Here is a 24,116-nt window from a genome sequence, read left to right as displayed (position 1 = left end):
GTCGCGGGCGCCCAGCATCTAGTCTCAGTCCTCGTGCGTGTCCTGGTTATCGGGTCTGGCGCCCGCGAGCATGCCCTGGTCCTTGCTATGTCCAAGGACGCCGAGGTGACGGCGCTGGCGTGTGCGCCCGGGAACGCGGGCACCGCCTCGCTTTCCGAGAGCTACGGGGTCGACCCCGCGGACCCGGCGGCGGTGATGGTGCTGGCCCGAAAATGGGAGGCCGACCTCGTCGTCATCGGACCTGAGGGCCCGCTGGTCGCCGGCGTCGCGGACGCGGTCCGCGCGGCGGGCATCCCCGTGTTCGGTCCGAGCGCCGCCGCGGCCCGCATCGAGGGCTCCAAGGCGTTCGCCAAAGACATCATGACCACGGCGGGCGTCCCCACCGCGCACAGCGAGATCGTCGACAACCCGGCCCGGCTCGACGCCGCGCTGTCCCGCTTCGGCCCCAACTGGGTCGTCAAGGACGACGGCCTCGCCGCGGGCAAGGGCGTCGTCGTCACCACCGACCTCAGCAAGGCCCGCGCGCACGCGATGACCCTGCTCGACGGCGGTCACCCCGTGCTGCTGGAGTCGTTCCTCGACGGTCCCGAGGTCTCCCTGTTCTGCGTGGTCGACGAGGCGGGCACCGTCGTCCCCCTGCTCCCCGCCCAGGACTTCAAGCGAGTCGGCGACAACGACGCGGGCCCCAACACCGGCGGCATGGGCGCCTACGCGCCGCTGCCCTGGACCCCCGACGGCATGGTCGACGACGTCGTCGCCCGCATCATCCAGCCGGTCGTCGACGAGATGGCCAAGCGCGGCGCGCCGTTCTCCGGCCTCCTCTACGCCGGGCTCGCGCTCACCAGCAACGGCCCCGAGGTCATCGAGTTCAACTGCCGCTTCGGCGACCCGGAGACCCAGTCGGTCCTCGCGCTGCTCCGCAGCCCGCTGTCGGCCCTGCTGCTCGCGTCCGCGCGCAACGAACTGGCCGCCCACCCGCCCCTGGAGTGGGCTGAGGGCTCGTCCGTGACGGTTGTCATAGCGGCCGACGGCTACCCCGGCCGCCCCCGCACCGGCGACCTGATCACCGGAGCCGAGGCCGAAGGCGTCCTGCACGCGGGCACCCGCCGCCGCGAAGACGGCGCGCTGGTGTCCGCAGGCGGCCGGGTCCTGGCTGTGGTCGGCATGGGCGATGACCTGGAATCGGCCCGCGCCGACGCCTACCGCAAGGTCGACGCCGTGCACCTCGCGGGCTCCCACCACCGCACCGACATCGGCCTGCGCGCCCAGCGCGGCGAGATCGGCATCCCCGTCGCGGGCTGAGGGAACCGAAGGGTCGATTTCTCCGTCAAAGTTCAGGTGGGCCTTACCGCGCCATTGGTAGCCTGCGAAACGAGACGACATCGTCACGATGCGTACGGGGGTGCGTGAAGATGGACATCGGCGCTTCATTGAGCGGCACGGTCAACGCGATAGCGGGCGCCGCGATCGAGGCCGCCCGCACGCTCATGGGCGGCAGCCCGGCCAGCGGTCAGTTCGTGGTCAACCACGACAACGTCCTCGCCGCCGCCAAGATCATCCATACCCAGGCGGAATCGCTCTACGAGCTCGTGCGTGAGGCGCGATTCAACCTCCCGATCGATCAGCCCGGCGACGACATCGTCAGCACCAAGGTCGCCGAGGCATGGAATGACCTTCTGATCTACAACGACGACTCGTATGCGACCAGAATCGACGAGTACGTCATGGGTCTGAAGAACCTTGTTCAGCAGTTGACGGACAGCGCGAAGGCCTACGGCTACAACGAAGAAGAGATCGCCGCGGCTCTCGGAGGCGGGCAGAGTGCGTAGTCGGGCCGCGTTTTCCCTGCTGGCTTTGCTCGTGGTCGCGGGATGTACCACCAGCGAAGCCGGAAACCCGAGGACCTCGGAATCTTCGGCGGACGTTCCGACGACGACCAAGTCGTCGTCCACGTCGAAGACCGCCACCATCCCGCCGCGACCGAAAGCGCTCAAACTCGATTCCGCTGATCCCTGTGCACTCCTGACCGCCGCTCAGCGCGCGGAGCTGCGGATCACGCGGGTCGAGGCATCCACAAACGGGACCGACATATACAAGGGCGCCAAGCAGTGCGAGCTTGAAGTCGCGGCCACCGGACTCGCCTACGAGTACACGATCAACCTGATCACCACCGAGGGTGTCGAGGCATGGCTGTCCGGCAAGCGCCGCGTCGACACGACTGTGGTCTCGGTCAACGGCTACGCCGGGGTCATTCATGTCCTCAAGGGTGCGGGCGGCGCGAAGAACAGTCACGAGTGCTACATCGGCGTCGATGTCGCCGACGGGCAACAGCTTCAGGTCGGACTGGGCGAGATCAGCCGGACATTCTCGCAAGAACAGATCTGTCAGATGACCGAGCAGGCCGCGGGAATGGCCATGACCACGTTGCAGACGCTGGGGTGAGGGGCTGACATGGCAGGCGACAACGGGCTGAGCGACCTCCGTTTCGAGGGCTACACGCACCACCAACTGGCCGACGAACTCGACAAGCTGCGTCAAGGCCCAGGCTCCGAGAGCATCCATAAGTCGGTGACGGCACTCAAGACGATCGCCGAAGGGCTGGCCGAGACCGACCAGGTTCTCCGCGAAGAGCTCGGCAAGATCGGTGTCACCTGGGAGGGCAGTGCCTCCGAGGGCGGCATGGACGCGACCAAGAACGCGGCCATCTACGCCGAGGACGCGACCCCCGCGGTCGAGCAGTCCGCCGGTGGTGTCAGCGAGCAGGGCGACGCCTTCTCCACCACCCGCAACGGTGCTCCCGACGGTGGCGACCTGCGCGGCCCCACCAAGCTCGACGGCATGGACCGGTTCCTCGGCGCGTTCGGGCACACGACCGACAACGCCAAGCAGGTCCAGCAGACCAACGCCGCCCGCGAGCAGGCCGTGAACTCGATGAACGGCTACAGCCAGGGCAGCCAGTCCGCCCTCGGCAACTACCAGTCGCTCCCGGTGCCGCCCGGCATGAACCTCGTCGCCACCCCGTACGAAGGCCAGGGCACCACCTCCGCGCAGACCTTCAACGGCAATCCCAACGCCTACACCCCGACCGGAAACCCGGGCAATCCGGGCGTTCCCGGCCAGACCGGCCTGCCCGGTGGCGGCGGCCCTGGCCTCGCGGGCATCCCCGACGGCCCCGGTGGCGGCGGCGGTACTGGTGGCACGAACAACAACCAGCCCGGTGGCGGCCGGCTCAGCACTGTCGGCCCGCTGGGCCCGAACTTCGGCGGACTCCCCAACCCCACCAACCTCCCCGGCGGACTCCGCCCCGGCATGCCCATGGGCATGCTGAACGACATGTCGACCCTCGCCGGCCTGACAGCCGCCGGGGCCGGTGGTGCCGCCGCGGGTGAGAACGCGCGGAAGGACCGGCTGGTCCGCGGGGCGGGCGCTTTCCCCGACACCCCCGAGGGCCGTGCGGCTCGGGCGGCGGCCCGGGGTGCGGCGCCGATCACCGACCTGCCCGACGAGCAGTCCCGCGCCGCCAAGAACGCCGAGCGCATCGGGGCCAAGCCGGGGAAGGCGGGCGCGTCGCTCATGCAGCCCGCGGCCGCCGGGGCGAAGGGCGAGGACGACGAGGAGCACGTGCGCAAGTACGGCATCGACTCCGAGGACGTCTTCGGTGACGAACGCATGGTGGTCTCGCCGGTCCTGGGGCAGGACGACTGACCTTGTCCAACAGTGTCGTCCTCTCCACCCTCGAGTTCGACGTGCTCTGGGAGTCCGAGCGACTCCCGGAGCGCCACGTCGCGCTCGACGTGCCGAGTCCCGGCCGCACCCACACCGAGCGCCGCGACCTGGTTGCGGCCGCGTTCGCCGGTCTGGAGCAGCGCGGGCTGGCTGAGGGGGGCCGCGCGGTGCCCGAACTGGCCGACTCGCTCAGCCTGGTCGCCCACGCGCCGGTCACCGTCGACAGCTGGGTGTGGACCGACCACGAGATCACGGCCCTCTCCGTGGCGAACGGCGACCAGGGCATGCTCGCGGTCGTCGACGGCGCCGAGGTGTGGCTCATCCCCGCCCGCGGCACCGCCATGGCCGAGGCCGCCGTCTCCATCGCGGGCGACGTCCCGGCCGGTCCCGGCCGGTCTGTCAGCCTGCCGACCGACATCCTGACCAAGTCCGACCACGCCGACCCGCAGCAGATGATCAACGCGCTGACCGAGCACGGCGTGAGCCTCAGCGACGCGCAGATGCTCGGCTCAATGGTCACCGGCATGACCACCCGCGGCCAGTTCGGCGCCGAACGCGCCCAGCGCGGCAGGCGGCGCGACCGGGCCGAGCGGGTCGTCTCCTTCCACGACACCGACGCGGGCCGCTACCTCTACCTGACGCGACCGAGCGCCGACGGCCGCCTGTGGAGCACCATCACCCCAGCCGACAACGCGCGCCTCGCCACCTGCGTGCGGGAGTTACTCGACGAGCTCTGACGGAACCACCGCGGACCGTCAGGCGTCGAACCGGACGAGCTGAGGGATGGGGACAGTGGACTACAACCTGCGGGCGATCGAGCAGTGCCGCACCGCCGTCGGCGGCCAGGCGGGCCCGATGGCCGCCGCGGGCGACACCCTCCCGCGCGACGCCGACGCCGGTGTCTTCGGCGGACTCCCCAGCTCCGCCGCCCTTGCCCAAGCCGTGCAGGCCATCGCCCGCACCGCCAGTGACGAACTGGACCGCGCCGGCGCCCTGCTCGGCAACATCGACCGGGCGCTCGACTCGATCGGCCAGTCCGTCGATGGCACCGAGCAAGCCGCGACACAGTCGCAGACCGCGATCTAGAGGGGGACAGCCGTGACCGCGAGGGACGCTGTCGCCAGCCTGGGCGGCACGGCCGCGCAGTTGGCCGCGCAAGCGGAGCCGGTCTACCGGGCCCAACCCGGCGCCATCGGCGACATCGCGGGCCAGTTCACCGCCTCGGCCACGGGCGCCACCGACTCGGCGAAGACCGTGACCACGTCGGTCGACGAACTCGACGGCGCCTGGCAGGGCGCCTCCGCCGACGCTTTCGTCGCGTACATGGCGAAGTTCGGCCAAGCCGCCACCTCGCTGTCCGAGGCGATGACCGCTGTCGCCGCCGACCTGGCCACCGCGGTGACCGGGCTCCAGGGCGCCAAGGACGCGCTGGAAGGCGTCTTCGGCGAACTCCACGACAACGCCACGGCCTGGCTCAACGCCAACCCCGACAAGACCGCCGACGAGAAGCGCCAGCACGTCGACAGCCTCGCCGCCGGCTACCAGGGCCGCGTCACCACGCAGGTCGATAACGCCGAACAAGCCGTCAGCACCGCCGCCGCGGCCGTGCGCGGCCGCACGGTCGACCCGAAGTTCAGCGCCATCCCCGACCCCGGCACCCAGACCTTCACCCCGGCGCCGGGCAAGCCGATCGAATGGACCCCCACACCGCCCCAGCAGACCTCGCCATCGTCCGCGGACAAGCAGCCCGCCGGGAGCAGCGGCACCGGCTCCGGTGATTCGGGCGGCGGCTCGGGCTCCGGTGGCGGAGGAGGCGGTGGCGGCGGCATGGGATCGAGCGGTGGCCCACCCGCGGGCCCACCACCCGGAAACGTGCAGGAATGGATCAAGGAGGCGATCGAGGTCCTGCGCGCCCGGGGCATCAACGTGTCCGAAAAGGACGCCCAGTTGATCTGGGAGATCATCCAGCACGAATCGGGCGGAAACCCAAACGCCCAGAACAATTGGGACTGCCTGACGACGGACGCGATGATCCTGACCCGGCGGGGCTGGCTCAAGCACGAGCAGGTCCGGGCAGGCGACGAGACCATCGGCTACAACCAGGCCACCGGCTGCAGCGAGTGGACCCGGGTGACCCAGGTGCACCACTACGAGGACGCGCCATTGGTGACGATCTCGAACTCACGCTGGAGCGCGACGGCGACCCCGAACCACCGATGGCTCCGCGTCGAATCACGTCGCGTACCCGACGCGGAGGAGTGCGGGCTGTGCGAATGGCCGACCGGGGTCCGGCGACGCGGCAAGACCACCAAGGGAGGGCTGCGGCTGCACCTCGCGAAGATGCACGGAACCCGGCTGCCTCCCGCTGACGCGACGCCGGCTGCGGGATTCGTGACGACAGACCGAATCGCGTCGCACACTCGTCTCATGGTGGCGGCACCTGCCAAGACCGAACAGGGCCTCGACGTCACTGTCACCGAAGCCGCGATCCTCGGCTGGATCGCGGGTGACGGGCATGTCGAGACACGCAAGCATCGCCCATCGATGTCCATCGCCCAGTCGAAACCGACGTTCGTCGTCAAGCTGCGTCAGCTGCTTGATGGAGTGCCACACGCCGATTACATCGACGACCGCGGAGGCAACAGCTGCGGACCTCGGCACCAGTTCCGGCTGGATCCGGACTACGCGGTGGATCTATTGCGCAGGGCGGGCAACCCGAAGACCGATGCGGTCGCCCAAGTCCTCGCGATGTCCTCCGAGCAGCGCGCCGCGTGGTTGGAAGCCATCACCGACGCCGAGGCCAACGCGGCGGGCTACATCTACCAGTCGCCAGGCGAGATCCTGGAGGCGATCACTCTTGCGGTCTACCTCACTGGCAGGAAGCCGCGAGTCGGTCACGTAACCAGGAAGAACGCTCCGACGGCGTGGGCGCCCGAGGCGTACGTGCGCGCCAATCTCCCGACCGTATCCGGCAACTCCCTGACCAAGAAGCCCGCGGGCCGGGGCGCGGTCTGGTGCGTGACTACCGACCTGGGCACGTGGACAGCTCGCGACGGCGACGATGTGTTTCTGACCGGCAACTCGAATGCCGCCAAGGGAACACCGTCCAAGGGCCTCATGCAGTGCATCGATCCGACGTTCCAGGCGCACAAGCTGCCCGGGCATGACGACATCTGGAACCCGGTCGACAACATCTGCGCGGGCGTGAACTACGCGATCTCCCGGTACGGCTCGCTGGCCGACGTTCCTGGCATCAAGGCCACGCACGGCGGCGGCGGATATGTCGGGTACTGACAAGTCCTAGTCTGGCGGCATGCACGCTCGCCTGCTCAAAGTCGCCAACCGCGCCGCCGTCCCGCCATTCCATGTGATGGATGTCCTCGCCGCCGCGAACGCGCGGCAGCGGGCGCACGGCGACGTCGTGTCGCTCGCGGCGGGTCAGCCGTCGACGGGGGCGCCGAAGGCCGTCCGGTTCGCCGCCGCGGAGGCGCTCGGCACGCAGGCGCTCGGGTACACCGAGCAGCTGGGCATTCCCGAGCTGCGCGAAGCCATCGCGGGCCACTACGAGCGGCTGCACTCCCTCGACGTGTCCCCGCAGGACGTCGTGATCACCACCGGGTCCTCCGGCGGTTTCCTGCTCGCGTTCCTCTCGGCGTTCGACGCGGGCGACCGGGTCGCGCTCGCGCGACCCGGCTATCCGGCCTACCGCAACATCCTCACCGCGCTGGGCTGCGAGGTCGTCGAGCTGCCGTGCGACGAGACGACCCGGTTCCAGCCGACCGTGGCGATGCTCGACGAGCTGGGCCCGATCGACGGCCTGATCCTCGCCAGCCCCGCGAACCCCACCGGCACCGTCCTCGACCCCGCCGAGCTGGCCGCGATCGCCGGCTGGTGCGCCGAGCGCGGGGTGCAGCTGGTCAGCGACGAGATCTACCACGGCATCTCCTACGGCGCCGAGACCAGCTCGGCCTGGCAGTACTCCCGCGAGTCGATCGTGGTGAACTCGTTCTCCAAGTACTTCGCGATGACCGGCTGGCGGCTGGGCTGGCTGCTCGTCCCGCAACGCCTGCAGCGCGCGGTCAGCGCCCTGACCGGCAACTTCACCATCTGCGCCCCCGCGATCTCCCAACTCGCCGCCGTCGCCGCGTTCGAGCCGGAGAGCTACGAGGAACTCGACGGCCATGTCGCCCGCTACGCGACGAACCGCGAGCTGCTGCTCACCGGCCTCCCCGAGCTTGGCATCGACAAGATCGCCCCCGCCGACGGCGCGTTCTACGCCTACGCCGACGTCACCCACCTCACCCACGACTCGATGAGCTTCTGCCAGCGCCTGCTCGCCGACACCGGCCTCGCGATCGTGCCCGGCATCGACTTCGACCCGGTCGACGGCAACCGGTTCGTCCGCCTGTCCTTCGCGGGCGCGACTGCCGACATCGAGGAGGCGCTGCGCCGCCTGCGCGCCTGGGAACCGGTGGCCGCCACCAGGCGTTGACCAGGAAACAGCTTGAGGGGGCGGCATGGTTATCAAGATCATCGGCGCGGTGCTCGCGATCTGGTTGGCGTTCTGGCTGATCGGAGTCCTGTTCAAGGCGGTGGTGTGGCTGCTCGTAGCCGCCGCGATACTCACCGTCGGCGCCGCGGCGTACGGGGCCATCAAGGGCAAGGCGGATCGGCCCCGAATCGGCCGGTAACCCCTAGCGCATCAGGCGCGGTCGGCGATGATGTCGGTGTGTCCGACACCTACGCGCCCGGCGTGCGCCACAGCGACCCGCTCGAGCCCAGGTTAAGCGCGTGGGAAGAGCGCACTGATCTGCCCCTGACCGCGCTGGCCGTGGTGTTCCTGATCGGCTACGCCTGGCAGGTGCTGCACACGTCGGCGTCGCCGACGGTGGTGCTGTGGCAGGAGATCGGGCTCTGGGCGATCTGGGCCGTCTTCGCCGTCGAGTACGTCATCCGGTTCACCCTGGCGCGGCGCAAGGGCCGGTTCATCTGGCGGCACCTGTTCGACCTGATCGTGGTGGCCCTGCCGATGGTCCGCCAACTGCGGGCGCTGCGGCTGATCACCATTCTCAAAGTGCTCAACCGCCGGGTCGGCACCACGTTCCGCGGCCGCATCGGCGTCTACGTCGCGGGGACCATCCTGCTCGTGGGCCTGTCCGCGTCGCTCGCCGTGCTCGACGCCGAACGGCACGACCCGGACGCCAACATCACCACCTTCGGCGACGCCGTCTGGTGGACCATGACCACCATCTCCACCGTCGGCTACGGCGACCGCTACCCGGTCACCGTGGAGGGCAGGCTGGTCGCCGCCGCCCTGATGATCGGCGGCATCGCCCTGCTCGGTGTGGTGACCGGTGTGATCGCGTCCTGGTTCGTGCAGAAGATCGCGGGCGCCGAGGAGTCGATCGAGGAGTCCATCCGCAGCGAGGTCAAGGGCCTGCGCGCGGAGATCGCCGAACTGCGGACCGAACTCAAGCAGGCAGGCGGCCAGATCAGCCGGCCTTGATCCGGTCGAGTGCCTCGGCGATGTCGGTCGCCGACACGTCCCGGTGCGTCACGAACCGCACCCCGCCCGGCACCGCGACGGCGGGCACCGCGACCCGGTCGAGCATCCGCAGCGTCGTCGGCACGTCCGGCACCGAGGCCAGCACGATGTTGGTCTCCGGCGCGGTCACCTCCCAGCCGAGGTCCGCGAGTCCCGCCGCCAGGGTGGCCGCGTTCGCGTTGTCGGCGGCCACATCGCCCATGCGGTCCAGCGCGACCAGCCCGGCCGCCGCGAGCACTCCGCCCTGGCGGACCCCGCCGCCGAGCATCTTGCGGACCCGCCGCGCCTCCGCGACGAACGACGCCGACCCGCCGACGAGCGATCCGACCGGCGCGCCCAGGCCCTTGCTCAGGCAGACCTGCACCGTGTCCACCCCGACGGTCAGCGCCGCGGGCGGGACTTCCAGCGCCGCCGCCGCGTTCCACAGCCGCGCCCCGTCGAGGTGCACGCGAATCCCGGCCTCGCGGGCGGTGGCGACCAGCAGGGCGTGATGGTCCGGTGGGGTGACCGTCCCGCCGGCGAAGTTGTGCGTGTTCTCCAGGCAGAGCAGCGCCGTCCGCAGCGCGTAGTACGGCGCCCCGGACGCGGCGAACGCGCTGACGTCGTCCGCGGAGATCCGCCCCGGCCGTCCGGTCCACTCCAGGGGGTGCGGCATGCCGCCCGCCAGCCAGGCGGGCGTGCCCAGTTCGGCCTCCAGCACATGTGACCCGCGCGCGGCGAGGAACCGGTCGCCGCGGCCCAGGTGCAGCATCAGCGCGATCAGATTGCCCATGCTCCCGCTGGGCACCCACAGCATCGCCTCGACGCCGAGCAGCCCGGCCGCGCGCTCTTCCAGCGCCCGCATCGTGGGGTCGTGGTCGAGGACGTCGTCGCCCACCTCGGCGGCCGCCATCGCGGCCCGCATGGTGTCGTCCGGCTTTGTCACGGTGTCCGAGCGGAGATCAATCCGACGCAGTGTGGTCACGATCCGATCACACCACAACGGGCAATACCGCTACGCCCCGACCACGGATCGCGGGGGTGGCGTAGATCTCGTCTCGTCCCCATGCAACCGTGGTGCCGGTCAGATCCGTCCCTAGTCCGTACAGACGAGTGGAGAGCGTTCGCGTGGATCAGCGCGACGAGCAGGAGTTCGCGGAATACTTCGCCGCGCGGCGCGACGCCGTGCGACGAACCGCGTACTTGCTGTGCGGCGACTGGCACAAGGCGGACGATCTCGCGCAGACCGCGTTCGTCGCACTGCACCGCAGGTGGCGCAAGGTCCGGGACCGTCAGGCCCTGGACGCCTACGTCCGCCGGTCGGTGGTTCGCGCGATGATCGACGAGACGCGCAGGCCGTGGCGGCGAGAGCGCCAGACGGAGGTCTTGCCGGAATCGGCGAGCACCGAAGGCGACATCGGCACCACGGTCGCGACCAGGTCGGCGCTCCTCGACGGACTGTCGAGGGTGCCACCGCGGCAGCGGGCGGTGCTGGTGCTGCGGTTCCTGGAAGGCTTGGACGTGGCGGCCACGGCCGAGACGCTCAAGTGCACCGAGGGAACGGTCAAGAGCCAGACCTCACGGGGACTGGCCGCCTTGCGGGAATCGCTTGGCGACACGCTCGATGACCTGAGGTCGGGACTGTGAAGACGGCGACGATGACGATAAGGGCGAGGGGGTGGAGGTAGTGGACGAGCGCAAGTTGGCGGAGCTGTTCAACGACGCGGTCCGTGACGTTCCGCCGCCCTCCTTCGACCAGTCGGATATCAGCGCAGAGTCATCGAGGTTGACCCGAAAGAGGAACACCCTTCTTACAGGAACAGCGCTAGGCTTTGCGCTGTTGGCGGGCGTAGTCGTCGCCGGCGATGCGTGGTGGCCGAGCAAGAACACCAGCGATTCGGCGGCGGTCGGTTCGGCTGAATCGCCTGCCAGCGGTAACGAACTGTCGACGCCGTACGAGGTTACGACTGACGGACCGTCACAGAAGGCCGCGGAGGCCCAAGACTTCCCGTCGGCGACGCCAAGCAGGGGGCGTTCGTCGGATGGGAATGCCGGCTCTAAGGCCGGTGGCACCCCTAGCGGGTGCGGAACGGCGGACCGGGAGCTCGCTGCTGCCCTCGCGGGCGAGCTCCCGGCCGCCACTTCCCGCGGCGAGTACGTTCCTTCCCCCCTTGGCTGCCCCATGGGTGGCCGCTCCGCGAGCTTCGGCGTCGAAGAGGGGTCCCGCCGCGGCCTGGTGTCGATCATGTTGGTGCCCGCGGGCGTCAGCGCGCCGCTGCACCCGCCCTGGATCGACCGCCCGGGCGCCCTCGGCGCCGTGGCCGTCGCCCCCTCGGGTGGCCAGCTGGTCGTGGCGGTCGAGCCGTTCCCGGAGTCCCCCGACCTCCCGCTCGACGACGATGACGTGCGCGAACTCGCCCAGGAGCTGGCTGCCAGGTACTGACCTGGCACCATTGCTCCACCATGACCACCGCCAGCACCCCCAAGGGCGAGCGCCGCAAACACGCGCTCGTGGAGGCCGCCGCGGCCCTGCTGATCGAAGGCGGGTTCGACGCGGTCCGGCACCGCTCGGTAGCCGAGCGCGCGGGCCTGCCGCTGGCGTCCACGACGTACTACTTCGAATCCCTCGACGACCTGATCGTCGAAGCGCTGGAATTCCACGGCCGCCAGGAACTGGCCCGCGGCCGGGAACTCCTCAACGCCCTGGCGACGAGCCCGAAAGGCCTGGAAGCGCTGGTGGAGCTGGTGCTCGACCAGCTGCTCGGCCCCAAAGCCCGTGACAACGACGCCCAGGCGATCCTGCTGCGCTACGAACGGCTCATCGCCACCGCCCGCAGGCCCTACCTGCGCCCGCTGACCCTCGAACTCGGCGGTGAGCTGCGGTCACTGCTGATGGACACCTTCGCCAAGTCCGCGGCGGGCATCGACGAGGCCCGGCTGGAGCAGCTGATCGCCCTGGTCGACGGCGCTGTCGTCAACGCCCTCATCGAGGTCGACCCGGACCCCCGCTCCGCCGCCCGCAGAATGCTTCGCGAAGCGCTCGCCTGATCGACGCAACCTTTTCGGCCCCCGCGGCGTGAGTAATAGGCGGAAGGGGGCGCTGTGCGAGACGACGAGGACTTCCGGGTGTTCGCCCACGAACACGCCAGAACACTGCGGAGATCGGCCTACCTGTTCTGCGGCGACTGGCACACCGCTGAGGACCTGGTTCAGACGACGCTGGTGAAGATCTACCGGTCGTGGTCGAAGCTGGGCAAGCGCGACACCGTGCACAACTACGCCCGCACCGTCCTGCTGCGCACCTGGCTCGACGAGAAGCGCAAGCCGTGGCGCCGCCGGGAGCCGGTCGGCTCCGAGGTGCCCGACACCGCCGACCCGAACATCGACATCGCCGAGGGCGTCGGCCGCTCGTGGGACCGCGATCTCGTCCACCAGGCCCTGCTGACGTTGGCGCCGCGCCAGCGCGCGGTGCTGGTCCTGCGGTACTTCGACGAGCTGAGCGTCGCCGAGACCGCGCGGGTCATGCGGTGCACCGAGGGCACGGTCAAGAGCCAGGCAGCGCGCGGGCTGGACTCGCTGCGCGCGGCCGTCGCCCGGTTGTCCGAGGGGGAGTTGGAACATGCATGACACCGACCTTCGAGACGACTTGCTCGGGGCGCTCGAGTCCGAGCCGCCACTGAACCTCGATATCGACGACGTGATCGCGAGCGCGCGCAAAGAGACGTCCCGCAAGCGCGCGCTCGTGGCTACCGCCGCGGCCACCGTCGTGCTGGTCGGGGCGATCATCGTGGTGCCGACCACGGCGAAGGCGATGGATGATGTTCAGGCGATGACCTTTCCGGGGCCGTCGTCGACGACCTCGGTGGCGTCACCCACCACACCCACGTACCGGCCCGCTCAAATCGCCGAGCGGTCGGCGGCCTTGGCTGCCGCCTTGCCCGCGCGGATCGCCGCCGCCATTCCCGGTGCCACGAACATCGTGACCAGGGCTGGTGTGGCACCAGATCTTCTGGGGTTCGTCGGAATAGCGCAGTTCACGACCTTCACCCTGAACGGTGCGCAGCATGGGATCCACTTCACGGTGATCGCGACCGGTGCGGAGGACCTGTCCGACTGTGTGGGCGCCGAGACCGAGTGCCGTTCCGGAGGGATGGGAGTAGGTGGGCGCTTTCGGCTCAGCCGGTCGGTGGATGTCGTCCGTCCCGACCTCTCGGTTGTCACTGCGCAGTGGCATGCGGGCGAGTCCGGGGCGCCATCGGCCGAGGTCATCGACGGCTATCTGACCGCGCTCGCCAACGACCCGGCTCTGCACTTCTGAGCCGCGGGGTACCGGGGGCACTGGGGGTGCCTCCGGTACCCCGGTAAGCTGGGCAAACGTGACCGCCGCGCAGAAGCCCCGCATCCCCAACGTCCTCGCAGGCCGCTATGCCTCCACCGAGTTGGCCACCCTGTGGTCGCCCGAGGAGAAGGTTCGGATGGAGCGCGAGCTGTGGCTCGCCGTGCTCTCCGCGCAGGCCAAGCTGGGTATCGACGTTCCAGAGCAGGCCATCGAGGACTACCGCCGGGTCCTGCCCGACGTCGACCTCGGCAGCATCGCCGACCGTGAGCGGGTCACCCGCCACGATGTGAAGGCGCGCATCGAGGAGTTCAACGCGCTGGCCGGGCACGAGCACGTGCACAAGGGCATGACTTCGCGTGACCTCACCGAGAACGTCGAGCAGCTGCAGGTCCGCCGGTCGCTGGAGCTGATCCGCGGCCGGGTCGCCGCGGTGCTGTCCCGGCTGGCCCGGTTGGCCGCCGAGCACGGCGACCTGGTCCTGACCGGCCGCTCGCACAACGTCGCCGCGCAGGCCACCACCCTGGGCAAGCGCTTCGCGACCGGCGCCGACGAGCTGCTGGTCGCCTTCCAGCGGGTCGACGAGCTGATCGCCCGCTACCCGCTGCGCGGCATCAAGGGCCCGGTCGGCACCGCGCAGGACATGCTCGACCTGCTGGGCGGCGACCAGGACAAGCTCGACGAGCTGGAGCGGGTCGTCGCCGAGCACCTCGGCTTCGAGAACCGGTTCACCAGCGTCGGCCAGGTCTACCCGCGCTCGCTCGACTACGACGTGGTGTCCGCGCTGGTCCAGCTCGCGGCGGCGCCGTCGAGCGTGGCGAAGACGATCCGGCTGATGGCCGGGCACGAGCTGGTCACCGAGGGCTTCAAGCCGGGCCAGGTGGGCTCGTCGGCCATGCCGCACAAGATGAACACGCGCTCCTGCGAGCGGGTCAACGGTCTCGCCGTGATCCTGCGCGGGTACGCGTCGATGGTCGGCGAGCTCGCGGGCGACCAGTGGAACGAGGGCGACGTGTCGTGCTCGGTGGTCCGCCGCGTCGCGCTGCCCGACGCGTTCTTCGCGCTCGACGGCCTGCTGGAGACGTTCCTGACCGTGCTCGACGAGTTCGGCGCCTACCCGGCCGTCGTCGCCCGGGAACTCGACCGCTACCTGCCGTTCCTGGCGACCACAAAGGTGCTCATGGCGTCCGTGCAGGCCGGTGTCGGCCGCGAGACCGCGCACGAGGCGATCAAGGAGCACGCGGTGGCCGTGGCCCTGGCGATGCGCGAGGAGGGCATCGAGCGCAACGACCTGCTCGACCGCCTCGCCGCCGACGACCGCATCCCGCTCGACCGCGCCCGCCTCGACGCGCTGCTCGCCGACCGGCTGCCCTTCACCGGGGTGGCGGGCGCGCAGGTGGCGGCCGTCGTGAAGCGGGTCGAAGAGGTGCTGGGCCGCTTCCCCGAGGCCACCGGTTACGTGCCGGGGGCGATCCTCTAAGCCCGATCGGGCGAATTCCGGCTGGACCCGTCACGTCGGTCCGACCGTTGTCGATCTCTCTCACGCCGTTTGTGAGAGGAGCGATTGATGAGCGGGGATGGCAGGAGCGGCTGGGGTGCGGCGGCGGCCGTGATCGGCGCGGTGGCCGCGTTGATCACGGCCTTGGTGGGCGCGTACGCCTTGCTCGGCCCGAAGAAGTCCGAAGCGGGTGCGGCGTCGACTTCGGTCACCACCACCACGACCACGACCACGACCAAGTCCGGTGGTGGTGGCGGTGGTGGCAACAGCGGCGGCGGTCGGATCACGACCACGACCAAGACCACCAAGAAGGACACGAAGCCGCCCGCGTTCGCCGTCACCGAGGTGCAGCTCAACGTCGAGCCGTCCGGCGGCACGGTCGCCTGCGACACCGAGAGCAAGGTGTTCACCTTCCGCGGCGCCATCGTCGCCAACGGCGCGGGCGAGGTCCGCTACCGCTGGATCCGCTCGGACGGCGCCATCGGCCCGAACGACTCCGGGACGCTCCGGTTCGACGCCGCCGGGACCAAGCGGCTCGACGAGATCACCTGGCAGTTCGGCGTCCCCGCCGAAGAACGGGTCCGGGACGGCTCGTACACCCTGGAAGTGGACATGCCCAACACGATCAGCAAGAAGGCCACCGCGCGCCTTGCCTGCGCCTAGCGGCCGATCAGCACGACCGCCGGGCTTCCCGCGCCCGCGCGCAGTTCGTCCGCCGCCGAGCCGCCGTTGATCGCGAGCGCGAGGTGCCCGGCGGAGTCGACGAGCAGCACCGCGCCGCTGGGTTCGGCGTCGGCGAAGGTCTGTCCGACAACGGCTTCGACGGACCGGTCGCCGACCTGGGCGTGCACCCGGGTGCGCGCCTTCGCCCCGGACGCGGCCAGGTCCAGGGCGGTCGCGGCGAGCTGCAGGTTGCCGAAGGTGTCGGAGCTGAGCACCTCGGTGGCGAGCCTGCCCGGCGTGGCGACGGTTTCGGGTTCGGGGAGCCGGACCAGGGTGCCGAGGTCGATCTCAGGCCCGAGCCGTTCCGGGGACAGGCCCGCGGCGAGGTGGGCGGCGGCGGGGGCGAAGATGTCGCGCCCGTGGAAGGTCGCCGAGACCGGGTTCAGCCGGTACTCGGTCAGCTCGAACGCCGCGGAGATGCCCAGGGCGATGGCTGCGGGGATCAGCAGGCCGTTGTCCGGTCCGACGAGCATCCCCGCCCCGGTGGCGACGCACACGGGCCTGCGCGTGGTGCCGACACCGGGGTCGACCACCGCCAGGTGCACCGCGGACGGCAGGTGCGGGACGGTCTGCGCGAGCACGGCCGCCCCGCGCCGGATGTCCTGCGGCGGCACCAGGTGCGTCACGTGGATGACCCGGGCCGCCGGGGCGATCCGGGCGATGACACCCTCGCAGGCCGCGGGAAAGCCGTCGGCGAGGCCGTAGTCGGTGGTGAACGAGATCCAGTCGTACGCCATTGACGAAGTGTCGCCGACCAGGGCCACCGCGTCACCCCTGATCGGGTGAGGTGGGGCCCGGTGGCGCCGAGCCTGCCACGTAAGCTTCCGCAGCGTGCCGACGCTCGCTGAGTACCCCAAGATCGCCGCAGGCAAAGTCCGCGAACTTTACGCCGTCGACGACGACCATCTCCTCCTCGTCGCCTCCGACCGGATCTCCGCCTACGACTTCGTGCTGGACGTGCCGATCCCGGACAAGGGCCGCATCCTCACCGCGATGAGCGTCTTCTGGTTCGAGCTGCTCGGCGACCTCGTGCCCAACCACCTCGTCTCCTACGACGACGACCGCATCCCCGCCGAGGTCCGCGGCCGGGCGCTGATCGTGAAGCGCCTGGAGATGCTGCCGGTCGAAGCCGTGGCGCGCGGGTACCTCGCGGGCTCGGGCACCCGGGACTACGACCGCACCGGCGCCGTCTGCGGTGTCACGCTCCCCGGCGGCCTGGTCGAGGGCTCGAAGCTGCCTGAGCCGATCTTCACCCCGGCCACCAAGGCGGAACTGGGTGAGCACGACGAGAACATCAGCTTCGACGCGGTGGTCGCGGAGATCGGCGCCGACCTCGCGGGCAAGGTCCGCGAGCTCACCCTCGCCATCTACTCGAAGGCCGCCGACTACGCGCACGGCCGTGGCGTCATCCTGGCCGACACCAAGCTCGAGTTCGGGCTCCTCGACGGCGTCATCGTCCTCGGCGACGAGGTCCTGACCCCCGACTCCTCGCGCTACTGGCCCGCCGACACCTACGAGCCGGGCCACGCGCAGCCGTCGTTCGACAAGCAGTTCGTCCGCGACTGGATGACCTCGCCGGAGACCGGCTGGGACCGCGAGGGCAACCAGCCGCCGCCCCCGATGCCCGCCGAGGTCGTCGAAGCCACCCGGTCGCGCTACGTCCAGGCCTACGAGCAGGTCACGGGACGGAAGTTCAGCGACTGGATCGGGTGATTATCCACAAGTGACACCTGGCCGTCACCGGGATGCGCTGAGCTTGATAGGTGACGGCAAGACTCGTGGTTTCGCTGGCCGGGATCGACACCCGAACCCTGCACCGCTGCGCCGACCTCGCCGAGGAGATGCAGAAGCGACAGGTCCCCCTGTCCCTTCTCTTCGCCCCTCGCCGCGACGGCGCGGTCGCCGACTGGGTCCGCACCCGCCGGGCCGCGGGCGACGCGGTGCTGATGCACGGCTTCGACCATTCCCCGGAACCCCGCGCGCGGCGCACGGTGTCGCTGGCCCGCCGGGCCGAGTTCGGCGCCCTGCCCGCGCATGAGGCAGGGCTGCGCCTGACGGCCGCCGTGTCGGCGATGGAGCGGCTCGGCCTGTCCACCGACAGCTTCGCCCCGCCGCGCTGGCACGCCTCCCGCGGGACTCTCACCGCCTTGCGCCGCAAGGGCTTCAGCCTCTGCGCCGACCTGCACGGCGTGCACGACCTCACCACCGAGGGCGTCCACCGCGCCCGCGTCCTGGGCTTCGCCCAGACCGAACGCGGCGAAACCCTCTGGTGCTTCACCTACGTCCTCGCCGCCGCCCGCACCGCCCGCCGCGGCGGCCTGATCCGCCTCGCCGTCGACGCCGCCGACCTGGTTCGTCCCGGCCCCCGGCAGGCGGTCCTCGACGCCATCGACATCGCCCGCCACCACGGCGCCACCGGCGTCACCTACCCCGAAGTGCTGAAAGCCCCCGCCGAGAGCCGGAAGGCCTCGACGGGGGCGGTCACAGTTCCCGCGGGGATCTAGTTAGAAGGTCAGCTTCCAGGAGTTGATGTGGCCGGTGTCGTACCGTGCCACGTCCTGGACCTTGAGCTTCCACGTGCCGTTGGCGACCTCGGTCGACGCGTTCACCGTGTAGGTGGCGATCACGTTGTCCGCCGAGTCGTTCGACGACGACGCCTTGAGCCGGTAGGCGGTGCCGTCCGGGGCGATCAGGTCGATGACCAGGTCACCGCGCCAGGTGTGCACGATGTTGACGTCGACCTTCAGCGTCGCCGGGGCGTTGCCCGTGACACCCGAGACCACGATGTTGCTGTACACAGCCGCGCCCGCGTCGGGGATGCTGACGTCAGCGGTGTTCTCGAAGACCGTGCCGGTGGGCGGCGGGGTGGTGCCACCGTCGGAGACCGCGGCCAGGGCGTCGACGCGGCCCTCGCCGTAGAAGTTGTTCAGCGCGGTCGTGCCCGAGCAGCGGCTGTCACTGCAGGTCAGGTCGTCGGCCTGGGTGGCCAGCTTGGAACGCAGGTCCGCCAGGGTGGCGGTCGGGTTCACGCTGACCAGCAGCGCGGCGACACCGGCGACGTGCGGGGACGCCATCGACGTGCCGGACTTCGCGCCGTACTTGCCGCCGGGGACGGTGGAGTACACGTTGTCGCCGGGGGCCGCGACGGCGATCTTGCCGGTGCCGTAGTTCGAGAACGACGACTTGACGTTCGACGAGTTGATCGACGAGACCGACACCATACCGGGCAGCTCACCCGGGACGCTCAGGCAGTTGTTGCTGATCGTCCGGTTGGCCGGGGTCGAGTCGTTCGGGCTGGTGCTGTCGGAGGACTTGCTCGCCAGGTTGTAGTCCTCGTTGCCCGCGGCGGAGACGTTGAGGACACCCTTGCCCTCGGCGTACTGCTGGGCGCGCTTGACGCCTTCGAGGATCGCGGCCTGGTCGGCGTTGTCCGGGCAGTTGAACAGCCACGGGTCGGTGTAGTAGCTGTTGTTGGTGACGTCGAAGCCCTTGTCACCGGCGAAGACGAACGCGCAGATGGTGTTCTCCGGGAAGAACAGGCCGCTCGGGTTCTCCGCGATGCGGACCGACGCGATCTTCACGCCCGGCGCCACGCCGACCATGCCCTTGCCGTTCTTGGCCGCGGCGATCGTGCCCGCGACGTGCGTGCCGTGCGAGCCGGTGTCGCGCCACGAGCCCGCGCGGGTGTCGAGCTTGCCGTAGGCGCAGGACGCCGACTTGGTGGCGTCGAAGTTGGCCTTGAGGTCGTAGTGCTGGTCGTCGACACCGGTGTCGAGCACGCCGACGGTGACCGCGGAGGAGCCGGTGTTGACGGCCCACGCCTTGTCGGCGCCGATCTGGGTCATGTCGACCCGGGCGGTCTCGCTGGTGGTCGGCGTGACCTGCGCGGGGGCGGGCGGGATGGCCGGGTTGGTGGCCTCGGCGGGCACGTCGCTGGTGCGCGACGCGCCGACCTGCTGGACGCCGGTGACCGTGCGCATCTTCGACGCGAAGTCGGCGGCGGCCGAGTGCGCGACGATGACGCCGATCGCGTCGTACGAGGCGAAGACCGAGCCACCGTTGGTGCCGACGGCGGTCTTGGCGCCCGCGGTGTCGTTCGGCGCGGTGATGACCAGGTACGACCGCGTGCCGGCGGCGACCGGGCTGGAGATCGAGCCCAGGCTCGAGATCGAATCCGAGCCGTAGATGGAGCCAGGGGCGGCAGGGGCGCCCGGGGCGGCGAACGCGGTGCCCGCCGTGGCGATGAGACCGGCACCGACCAGCGCGACGGTAGCCGCGCGGCCAAGCCGGTTGCGTGAACGCAGGAACACGATTCCTCCGGACAACTCAGGGGGCATACCCGCGCCGGTCGGCACGGGGTGCAGGAGCCCGTTACCCAGTGAAGAGGGCGTCCGGCCCCTTTCGGGACGGCGTGTGACGAAGTAATTCGCGGAATTGCGCCAAGCGGGCTATCAGAGTTCGACCGACTCGGCCACGACGGGGAAGTGCACCCTGGACTGCGGCGGGTGCATCGTCGCGAACCGGTGGAAGGTCGAATCGATGCCGCCCTGGGCTAACCAGCGCTCATGCACCGGCACCGCGACCCGGGGAGCGACCGCCCGGAAGTACCCCACCGTCTCGGCCAGCTTCATCCACGGCGCGCCCGTGGGCAGGGCCAGGATGTCGATCTCCTGCGCGGGCACGAACAGCGAGTCACCGGGGTGGTAGAACGCGCCGTCGTCGACGACGTAGCCCAGGTTGGCGGGCGCGGGGATCTCCGGGTGGATCACCGCGTGCGCCCCGCCGACCGCGTCGACGGTCGCGCCCGCCACCTTGAAGGTGTCGCCTTGGCGCACGGTCCTGGTGGGCAGGTCGAGCTTCGCGAGTTCGGCGGCGGTGTCCGGGTCGACGATCAGCTCGGCGTGCGGGTTGGCGGCCATCAGCGGCCCGACGCGGTCGGCGTCGATGTGGTCGCCGTGCACGTGGGTGATGAGGACCGCGTCGAGGTCGCGCACGTCCTCGAACCCGTCGGACCAGACACCCGGGTCGAGCAGGAGGCGGGCGGACCCGGTCTCCACCAGGACGCACGAGTGGCCGAAGTGCGTGATCTTCACGCGGGCAACCTTAGGCTTTTTGGCCGCTTTTCTCTCGCTACTGAGTACTACTGGCGGGTACGTTTTGTGTCATGACCACCATGCAGACGAAGTTCGACTCGCTCAATCCGGCGACAGATGAGGTCGTCGGCAGCCACCCGATCCACACCGCGGAGGAAGTCCAGGCCGCGGTCGAGCGGGCGCGGACGGCGGCTGCCTGGTGGGCTGACCTGGGCTTTTCCGGTCGCGCGGAGCGGCTGCAGCGGTGGAAGGGCGTGCTGACCCGCCGCGCCGCGCAGCTCGCGGGTGTCGTGCACGCCGAGACGGGCAAGCCGCACGCGGACGCGATGCTGGAGATCATCCTCGCGATCGACCACACCGACTGGGCGGCGAAGCACGCGCGCAAGGTCCTCGGCCCGCACCGGCGGTCGTCGGGGCTGCTGATGGCCAACCAGGCCTCGACCGTCGAGTACCAGCCGCTGGGCGTGGTCGGCGTCATCGGGCCGTGGAACTACCCGGTGTTCACGCCCATGGGCTCTATCGCCTACGCGATGGCGGCGGGCAACGCTGTGGTCTTCAAGCCGAGTGAGTACACCCCCGGCGTGGGCCGCTGGCTCGCCGACAGCTTCGCCGAGATCGTGCCCGAGCACCCGGTGTTGCAGGTGGTCACCGGCTACGGCGAGACCGGCGCGGCGCTGTGCCGGGCGGGTGTAGCGAAGATCGCCTTCACGGGTTCGCCGGGCACCGGCAAGAAGATCATGGCCGCCTGCGCCGACACGCTGACCCCAGTGTTGATCGAGGCGGGTGGCAAGGACGCCCTCATCGTCGACGCCGACGCCGACCTCGACCTGGCAGCCGACGGCGCCGTCTGGGGCGGCTTCTCCAACGCGGGCCAGACCTGCACGGGCATCGAGCGGGTCTATGTCCACGAGCAGGTCTACGACGAGTTCGTCGCGAAGGTCGTCGAGAAGGCCAAGTCCGTCCGCCCCGGCTTCGACGCCGACGCGAACATCGGCCCGATCACCATGCCCAGCCAGCTCGACATCATCCGCCGCCACATCGCCGACGCCGTCTCCCGCGGCGGCCGCGCCCTGGTCGGCGGCGAGGTCGGCGACCGCTACGTGCAGCCGACGGTGCTGGTGGACGTCCCGGAGGACTCCTCGGCGGTCCGGGAAGAGACGTTCGGCCCGACCATGACCATCGCCAAGGTCCGCGACATGGACGAGGCCATCGCCAAGGCCAACGACACCACCTACGGCCTCGGCGGCTCGGTGTTCTCGAAGAAGCGCGGAATGGAACTGGCGCGGCGGCTGCGGTCGGGCATGGTGGCCGTCAACTCGGTGATCAGCTTCGCCGGCGTCCCCTCCCTGCCGTTCGGCGGCAGCGGCGACTCGGGCTTCGGCCGCATCCACGGCCCGGAGGGCCTGCGCGAGTTCGGCAAGCCCAAGGCCATCACCCGCCAGCGCTTCCGCGCCCCACTGACCCTGACCAGCTTCGCGCGCGGCCCGAAGGTCGACGCCCAGGTGGCGAAGCTGATCACCCTGCTGCACGGCAAGCGCCGCTGACGTTATCCACAGCCCGTGCGGTTATCCACAGACGGCCCGCCATCAAGATCATCCGTCACCCGCGGCCGGTAGACTGGCGTAGGGCAGCCCCCCCAGGGCGGGTGGGGTCTGCTTCACCCGGCTTTGATCAGGTCGGCCGCCTTCTCCGCGATCATGATCGTCGGCGCGTTGGTGTTGCCGCGCGGGATCACCGGCATCACCGACGCGTCCACCACGCGCAGGTTGTCCACACCGCGGACGCGGAGTTGGGGGTCTACGACGGACAGGTCGTCCTCGCCCATCGAGCAGGTGCCGACCGGGTGGTAGAGCGTCTGCGTCCACTGGCGGGCGCTTTCGGCCAGGTCATCGGTCTTCGGGATGAACGGCTTGTCCAGGTACCGGCTCAGGCCGGACTCCTCGGCGATGTCGATCAGCGTGCGGCAGCCTTCGACGATCGCGTCCAGGTCCGCGGCCTCCGCGTAGTACGCCGGGTCGATCAGCGGCCGCCAGTGCGGGTCGGCCGACCGCAGGCGCAGGGTGCCGCGGCTGTGTGGCGCGACCAGGGTGGCCGCCGAGGTGAAGCCTGGGGCTGAGGATTCCCGCAGGCCGTTGTCGTAGAACATCGTCGGCGCGACGTGGAACTGCATGTCCGGTGCGTCCAGGCCGTCGCGGGTGCGGGTGAAGCCGCCCGCTTCGCCGATGTTCGACGTCAGCGGGCCGCGGCCGGTCGTCTGCCACTGGATCAGCCGCCGCGGGGTGGAGAAGTCGGCGAGGTCGGTGGTGCCCTTGGTGGTCCAGATGACCGGTGCCGCCGGGTGGTCGTGCAGATTGCCGCCGACGCCCGCCGACGCCACCGCGACGTCGATGCCGAGGTCCCGCAGGTGGTCGGCGGGGCCGATGCCGGAGAGCATCAGCAGCTGCGGCGAGTTGATCGCGCCGCCCGACAGCAGGACTTCGCGCGAAGCGCCGACGGTGTGGGTGACGCCAAGGTGCTCGTACTCGACCCCGGTCGCCCGTGTCCCGTCCAGCAGGACCCGGGAGGTGAACGCGCGCGTGCGCACGACCAGGTTCGGGCGGGTCATGGCCGGGCGCAGGTAGGCGTCGGCGGTCGACCAGCGGCGGCCGCGCCTGCAGGTGACCTGGTAGAGCCCGGCGCCCTCCTGCTCGGCGCCGTTGAAGTCGTCGTTCGGTTTCAGGCCCGACGCCTCCACCCACGCGGCGCTCAGCTCGTGGGTGTACCGCCGGTCCTCGACGTGCAGCGGACCGCTCCGGCCGTGCAGCGGCCCGTCGAGGCGGGAGTTCCGCTCGGCCCTCACGAAGTACGGGAGCACGTCGTCGTAGCCCCAGCCGGTGGCGCCGTGCTGGTCACGCCAGGTGTCGTAGTCGGCGCGGTTGCCGCGGATGTAGATCATCGCGTTCATCGACGAGCACCCGCCGAGCGCCTTCATCCGCGGCCAGTACGCCGTGCGGCCACCCAGGTGCTTCTGCTCGACGGTCTCGTAGTTCCAGTCCCACCGGGTCTTGAACAGGGTGGAGAACGCCGCCGGGATCTTGATCTCGTCGGCGTCGTCCGCCCCGCCCGCCTCCAGCAGCAGGACCCGCACGCTCGGGTCCTCGGTCAGCCTCCCCGCGAGGACGCAACCCGCACTGCCCGCACCGACCACGATGTAATCGAACGACTCCATGCGGTCGA

The 24,116-nt window shown here is 70.3% G+C and carries 24 protein-coding genes and 2 pseudogenes; 21 read left to right on the top strand and 5 right to left on the bottom strand.

Going from position 1 to position 24,116, the window contains the following annotated elements; genetic code table 11:
• The first annotated feature begins 33 nt into the window (after window positions 1–33).
• The 11 genes and pseudogenes from purD (at window position 34) to C8E96_RS07065 (ending at window position 9,232) form a co-directional block, all read left to right on the top strand.
• Window positions 34–1,302, top strand: a complete 1,269-nt coding sequence (gene purD, locus C8E96_RS07115) for a phosphoribosylamine--glycine ligase (protein WP_091376395.1) — start codon at window positions 34–36, stop codon at window positions 1,300–1,302.
• Window positions 1,303–1,406: 104 nt separating this feature from the next.
• Window positions 1,407–1,829, top strand: coding sequence for a hypothetical protein (locus C8E96_RS07110; RefSeq protein WP_091574898.1), 423 nt, complete (start codon window positions 1,407–1,409; stop codon window positions 1,827–1,829).
• Window positions 1,822–2,442 (top strand): DUF3558 domain-containing protein, encoded by a 621-nt coding sequence (locus tag C8E96_RS07105; RefSeq protein WP_091376389.1) that lies wholly within the window; start codon window positions 1,822–1,824, stop codon window positions 2,440–2,442. Before C8E96_RS07110 ends, C8E96_RS07105 begins: the two co-directional genes overlap by 8 nt.
• 9 nt (window positions 2,443–2,451) lie before the next feature.
• Window positions 2,452–3,705 (top strand): PPE domain-containing protein, encoded by a 1,254-nt coding sequence (locus tag C8E96_RS07100; protein ID WP_091376386.1) that lies wholly within the window; start codon window positions 2,452–2,454, stop codon window positions 3,703–3,705.
• 2 nt (window positions 3,706–3,707) lie between these two features.
• The gene (locus tag C8E96_RS07095; RefSeq protein WP_091376383.1) at window positions 3,708–4,463 is read left to right on the top strand and encodes an ESX secretion-associated protein EspG; all 756 of its coding nucleotides are present in this window, start codon (window positions 3,708–3,710) and stop codon (window positions 4,461–4,463) included.
• A 46-nt stretch (window positions 4,464–4,509) separates the two neighbouring features.
• Window positions 4,510–4,812, top strand: coding sequence for a hypothetical protein (locus C8E96_RS07090; RefSeq protein ID WP_133794234.1), 303 nt, complete (start codon window positions 4,510–4,512; stop codon window positions 4,810–4,812).
• A gap of 12 nt (window positions 4,813–4,824) precedes the next feature.
• A pseudogene (locus C8E96_RS33900) lies at window positions 4,825–5,130 on the top strand (WXG100 family type VII secretion target); the annotation flags it as partial.
• A gap of 1,674 nt (window positions 5,131–6,804) precedes the next feature.
• Window positions 6,805–7,020 (top strand): annotated as a pseudogene (locus tag C8E96_RS33895) (transglycosylase SLT domain-containing protein); the annotation flags it as partial.
• A gap of 19 nt (window positions 7,021–7,039) precedes the next feature.
• Window positions 7,040–8,218, top strand: coding sequence for a pyridoxal phosphate-dependent aminotransferase (locus C8E96_RS07070; protein ID WP_091376371.1), 1,179 nt, complete (start codon window positions 7,040–7,042; stop codon window positions 8,216–8,218).
• 25 nt (window positions 8,219–8,243) lie between these two features.
• Complete coding sequence (locus C8E96_RS33120) at window positions 8,244–8,417, top strand: hypothetical protein (protein WP_166657904.1); 174 nt, start codon at window positions 8,244–8,246, stop codon at window positions 8,415–8,417.
• A 38-nt stretch (window positions 8,418–8,455) separates the two neighbouring features.
• The gene (locus C8E96_RS07065; protein ID WP_228769947.1) at window positions 8,456–9,232 is read left to right on the top strand and encodes a potassium channel family protein; all 777 of its coding nucleotides are present in this window, start codon (window positions 8,456–8,458) and stop codon (window positions 9,230–9,232) included.
• On the opposite strand, the gene C8E96_RS07060 is transcribed toward C8E96_RS07065, so the two are convergent.
• On the bottom strand, window positions 9,219–10,238 hold the full coding sequence (locus tag C8E96_RS07060; protein WP_407642666.1) for a threonine aldolase family protein: 1,020 nt from the start codon (window positions 10,236–10,238) through the stop codon (window positions 9,219–9,221). The two genes, C8E96_RS07065 and C8E96_RS07060, sit on opposite strands and share 14 nt — an antisense overlap.
• A 140-nt stretch (window positions 10,239–10,378) precedes the next feature.
• Between C8E96_RS07060 and C8E96_RS07055 the strand changes: the two genes are divergently transcribed.
• The 7 genes from C8E96_RS07055 (at window position 10,379) to C8E96_RS07025 (ending at window position 15,747) form a co-directional block, all read left to right on the top strand.
• Entirely contained in the window at window positions 10,379–10,897 is a 519-nt protein-coding gene (locus C8E96_RS07055) for a SigE family RNA polymerase sigma factor (protein WP_091376364.1), read from the top strand.
• Between the two features lie 40 nt (window positions 10,898–10,937).
• On the top strand, window positions 10,938–11,693 hold the full coding sequence (locus C8E96_RS07050) for a hypothetical protein (protein WP_133794231.1): 756 nt from the start codon (window positions 10,938–10,940) through the stop codon (window positions 11,691–11,693).
• Between the two features lie 20 nt (window positions 11,694–11,713).
• On the top strand, window positions 11,714–12,298 hold the full coding sequence (locus C8E96_RS07045; RefSeq protein WP_091376358.1) for a TetR/AcrR family transcriptional regulator: 585 nt from the start codon (window positions 11,714–11,716) through the stop codon (window positions 12,296–12,298).
• 54 nt (window positions 12,299–12,352) lie between these two features.
• Window positions 12,353–12,877, top strand: coding sequence for an RNA polymerase sigma factor (locus C8E96_RS07040; RefSeq protein ID WP_091376353.1), 525 nt, complete (start codon window positions 12,353–12,355; stop codon window positions 12,875–12,877).
• 19 nt (window positions 12,878–12,896) lie between these two features.
• A complete protein-coding gene (locus tag C8E96_RS07035; protein ID WP_133794229.1) occupies window positions 12,897–13,568 on the top strand; it encodes a hypothetical protein in 672 nt (223 codons plus the stop codon).
• A 58-nt stretch (window positions 13,569–13,626) separates the two neighbouring features.
• Complete coding sequence (purB, locus tag C8E96_RS07030; protein ID WP_091376345.1) at window positions 13,627–15,066, top strand: adenylosuccinate lyase; 1,440 nt, start codon at window positions 13,627–13,629, stop codon at window positions 15,064–15,066.
• Between the two features lie 87 nt (window positions 15,067–15,153).
• A complete protein-coding gene (locus C8E96_RS07025; RefSeq protein ID WP_133794227.1) occupies window positions 15,154–15,747 on the top strand; it encodes a hypothetical protein in 594 nt (197 codons plus the stop codon).
• Here C8E96_RS07025 and C8E96_RS07020 read toward each other — a convergent pair.
• Window positions 15,744–16,544 carry an SAM hydrolase/SAM-dependent halogenase family protein gene (locus tag C8E96_RS07020; protein WP_091377016.1) on the bottom strand — a complete coding sequence of 267 codons (801 nt, stop codon included), beginning with the start codon at window positions 16,542–16,544 and terminating at the stop codon, window positions 15,744–15,746. The two genes, C8E96_RS07025 and C8E96_RS07020, sit on opposite strands and share 4 nt — an antisense overlap.
• Before the next feature lie 94 nt (window positions 16,545–16,638).
• Here C8E96_RS07020 and C8E96_RS07015 point away from each other — a divergent pair, with 94 nt between their 5' ends.
• Together C8E96_RS07015 and C8E96_RS07010 are read left to right on the top strand one after the other, a co-directional pair.
• On the top strand, window positions 16,639–17,520 hold the full coding sequence (locus C8E96_RS07015; protein ID WP_091376339.1) for a phosphoribosylaminoimidazolesuccinocarboxamide synthase: 882 nt from the start codon (window positions 16,639–16,641) through the stop codon (window positions 17,518–17,520).
• 50 nt (window positions 17,521–17,570) lie between these two features.
• Window positions 17,571–18,311, top strand: coding sequence for a DUF2334 domain-containing protein (locus C8E96_RS07010; RefSeq protein WP_228769946.1), 741 nt, complete (start codon window positions 17,571–17,573; stop codon window positions 18,309–18,311).
• Here the strand turns inward: C8E96_RS07010 and C8E96_RS07005 are convergent, their stop codons facing one another.
• Window positions 18,312–20,117 (bottom strand): S8 family peptidase, encoded by a 1,806-nt coding sequence (locus C8E96_RS07005; protein ID WP_228769945.1) that lies wholly within the window; start codon window positions 20,115–20,117, stop codon window positions 18,312–18,314.
• 141 nt (window positions 20,118–20,258) lie between these two features.
• Entirely contained in the window at window positions 20,259–20,900 is a 642-nt protein-coding gene (locus C8E96_RS07000; RefSeq protein ID WP_091376337.1) for an MBL fold metallo-hydrolase, read from the bottom strand.
• Between the two features lie 71 nt (window positions 20,901–20,971).
• Here C8E96_RS07000 and C8E96_RS06995 point away from each other — a divergent pair, with 71 nt between their 5' ends.
• Window positions 20,972–22,444 (top strand): aldehyde dehydrogenase family protein, encoded by a 1,473-nt coding sequence (locus tag C8E96_RS06995; protein ID WP_091376333.1) that lies wholly within the window; start codon window positions 20,972–20,974, stop codon window positions 22,442–22,444.
• Window positions 22,445–22,557: 113 nt separating this feature from the next.
• Here C8E96_RS06995 and C8E96_RS06990 read toward each other — a convergent pair whose 3' ends face one another.
• Window positions 22,558–24,108, bottom strand: a complete 1,551-nt coding sequence (locus tag C8E96_RS06990; RefSeq protein WP_091376330.1) for a GMC family oxidoreductase — start codon at window positions 24,106–24,108, stop codon at window positions 22,558–22,560.
• Window positions 24,109–24,116 lie beyond the last annotated feature (8 nt).

Origin of the sequence: Actinokineospora alba (assembly GCF_004362515.1) — a bacterium.
In the GTDB taxonomy this organism is placed as follows: Bacteria; Actinomycetota; Actinomycetes; order Mycobacteriales; family Pseudonocardiaceae; genus Actinokineospora; species Actinokineospora alba.
The sequence above is the reverse complement of the archived record's forward strand: the minus strand, read 5'-3'. Positions and strand labels throughout refer to the sequence as shown.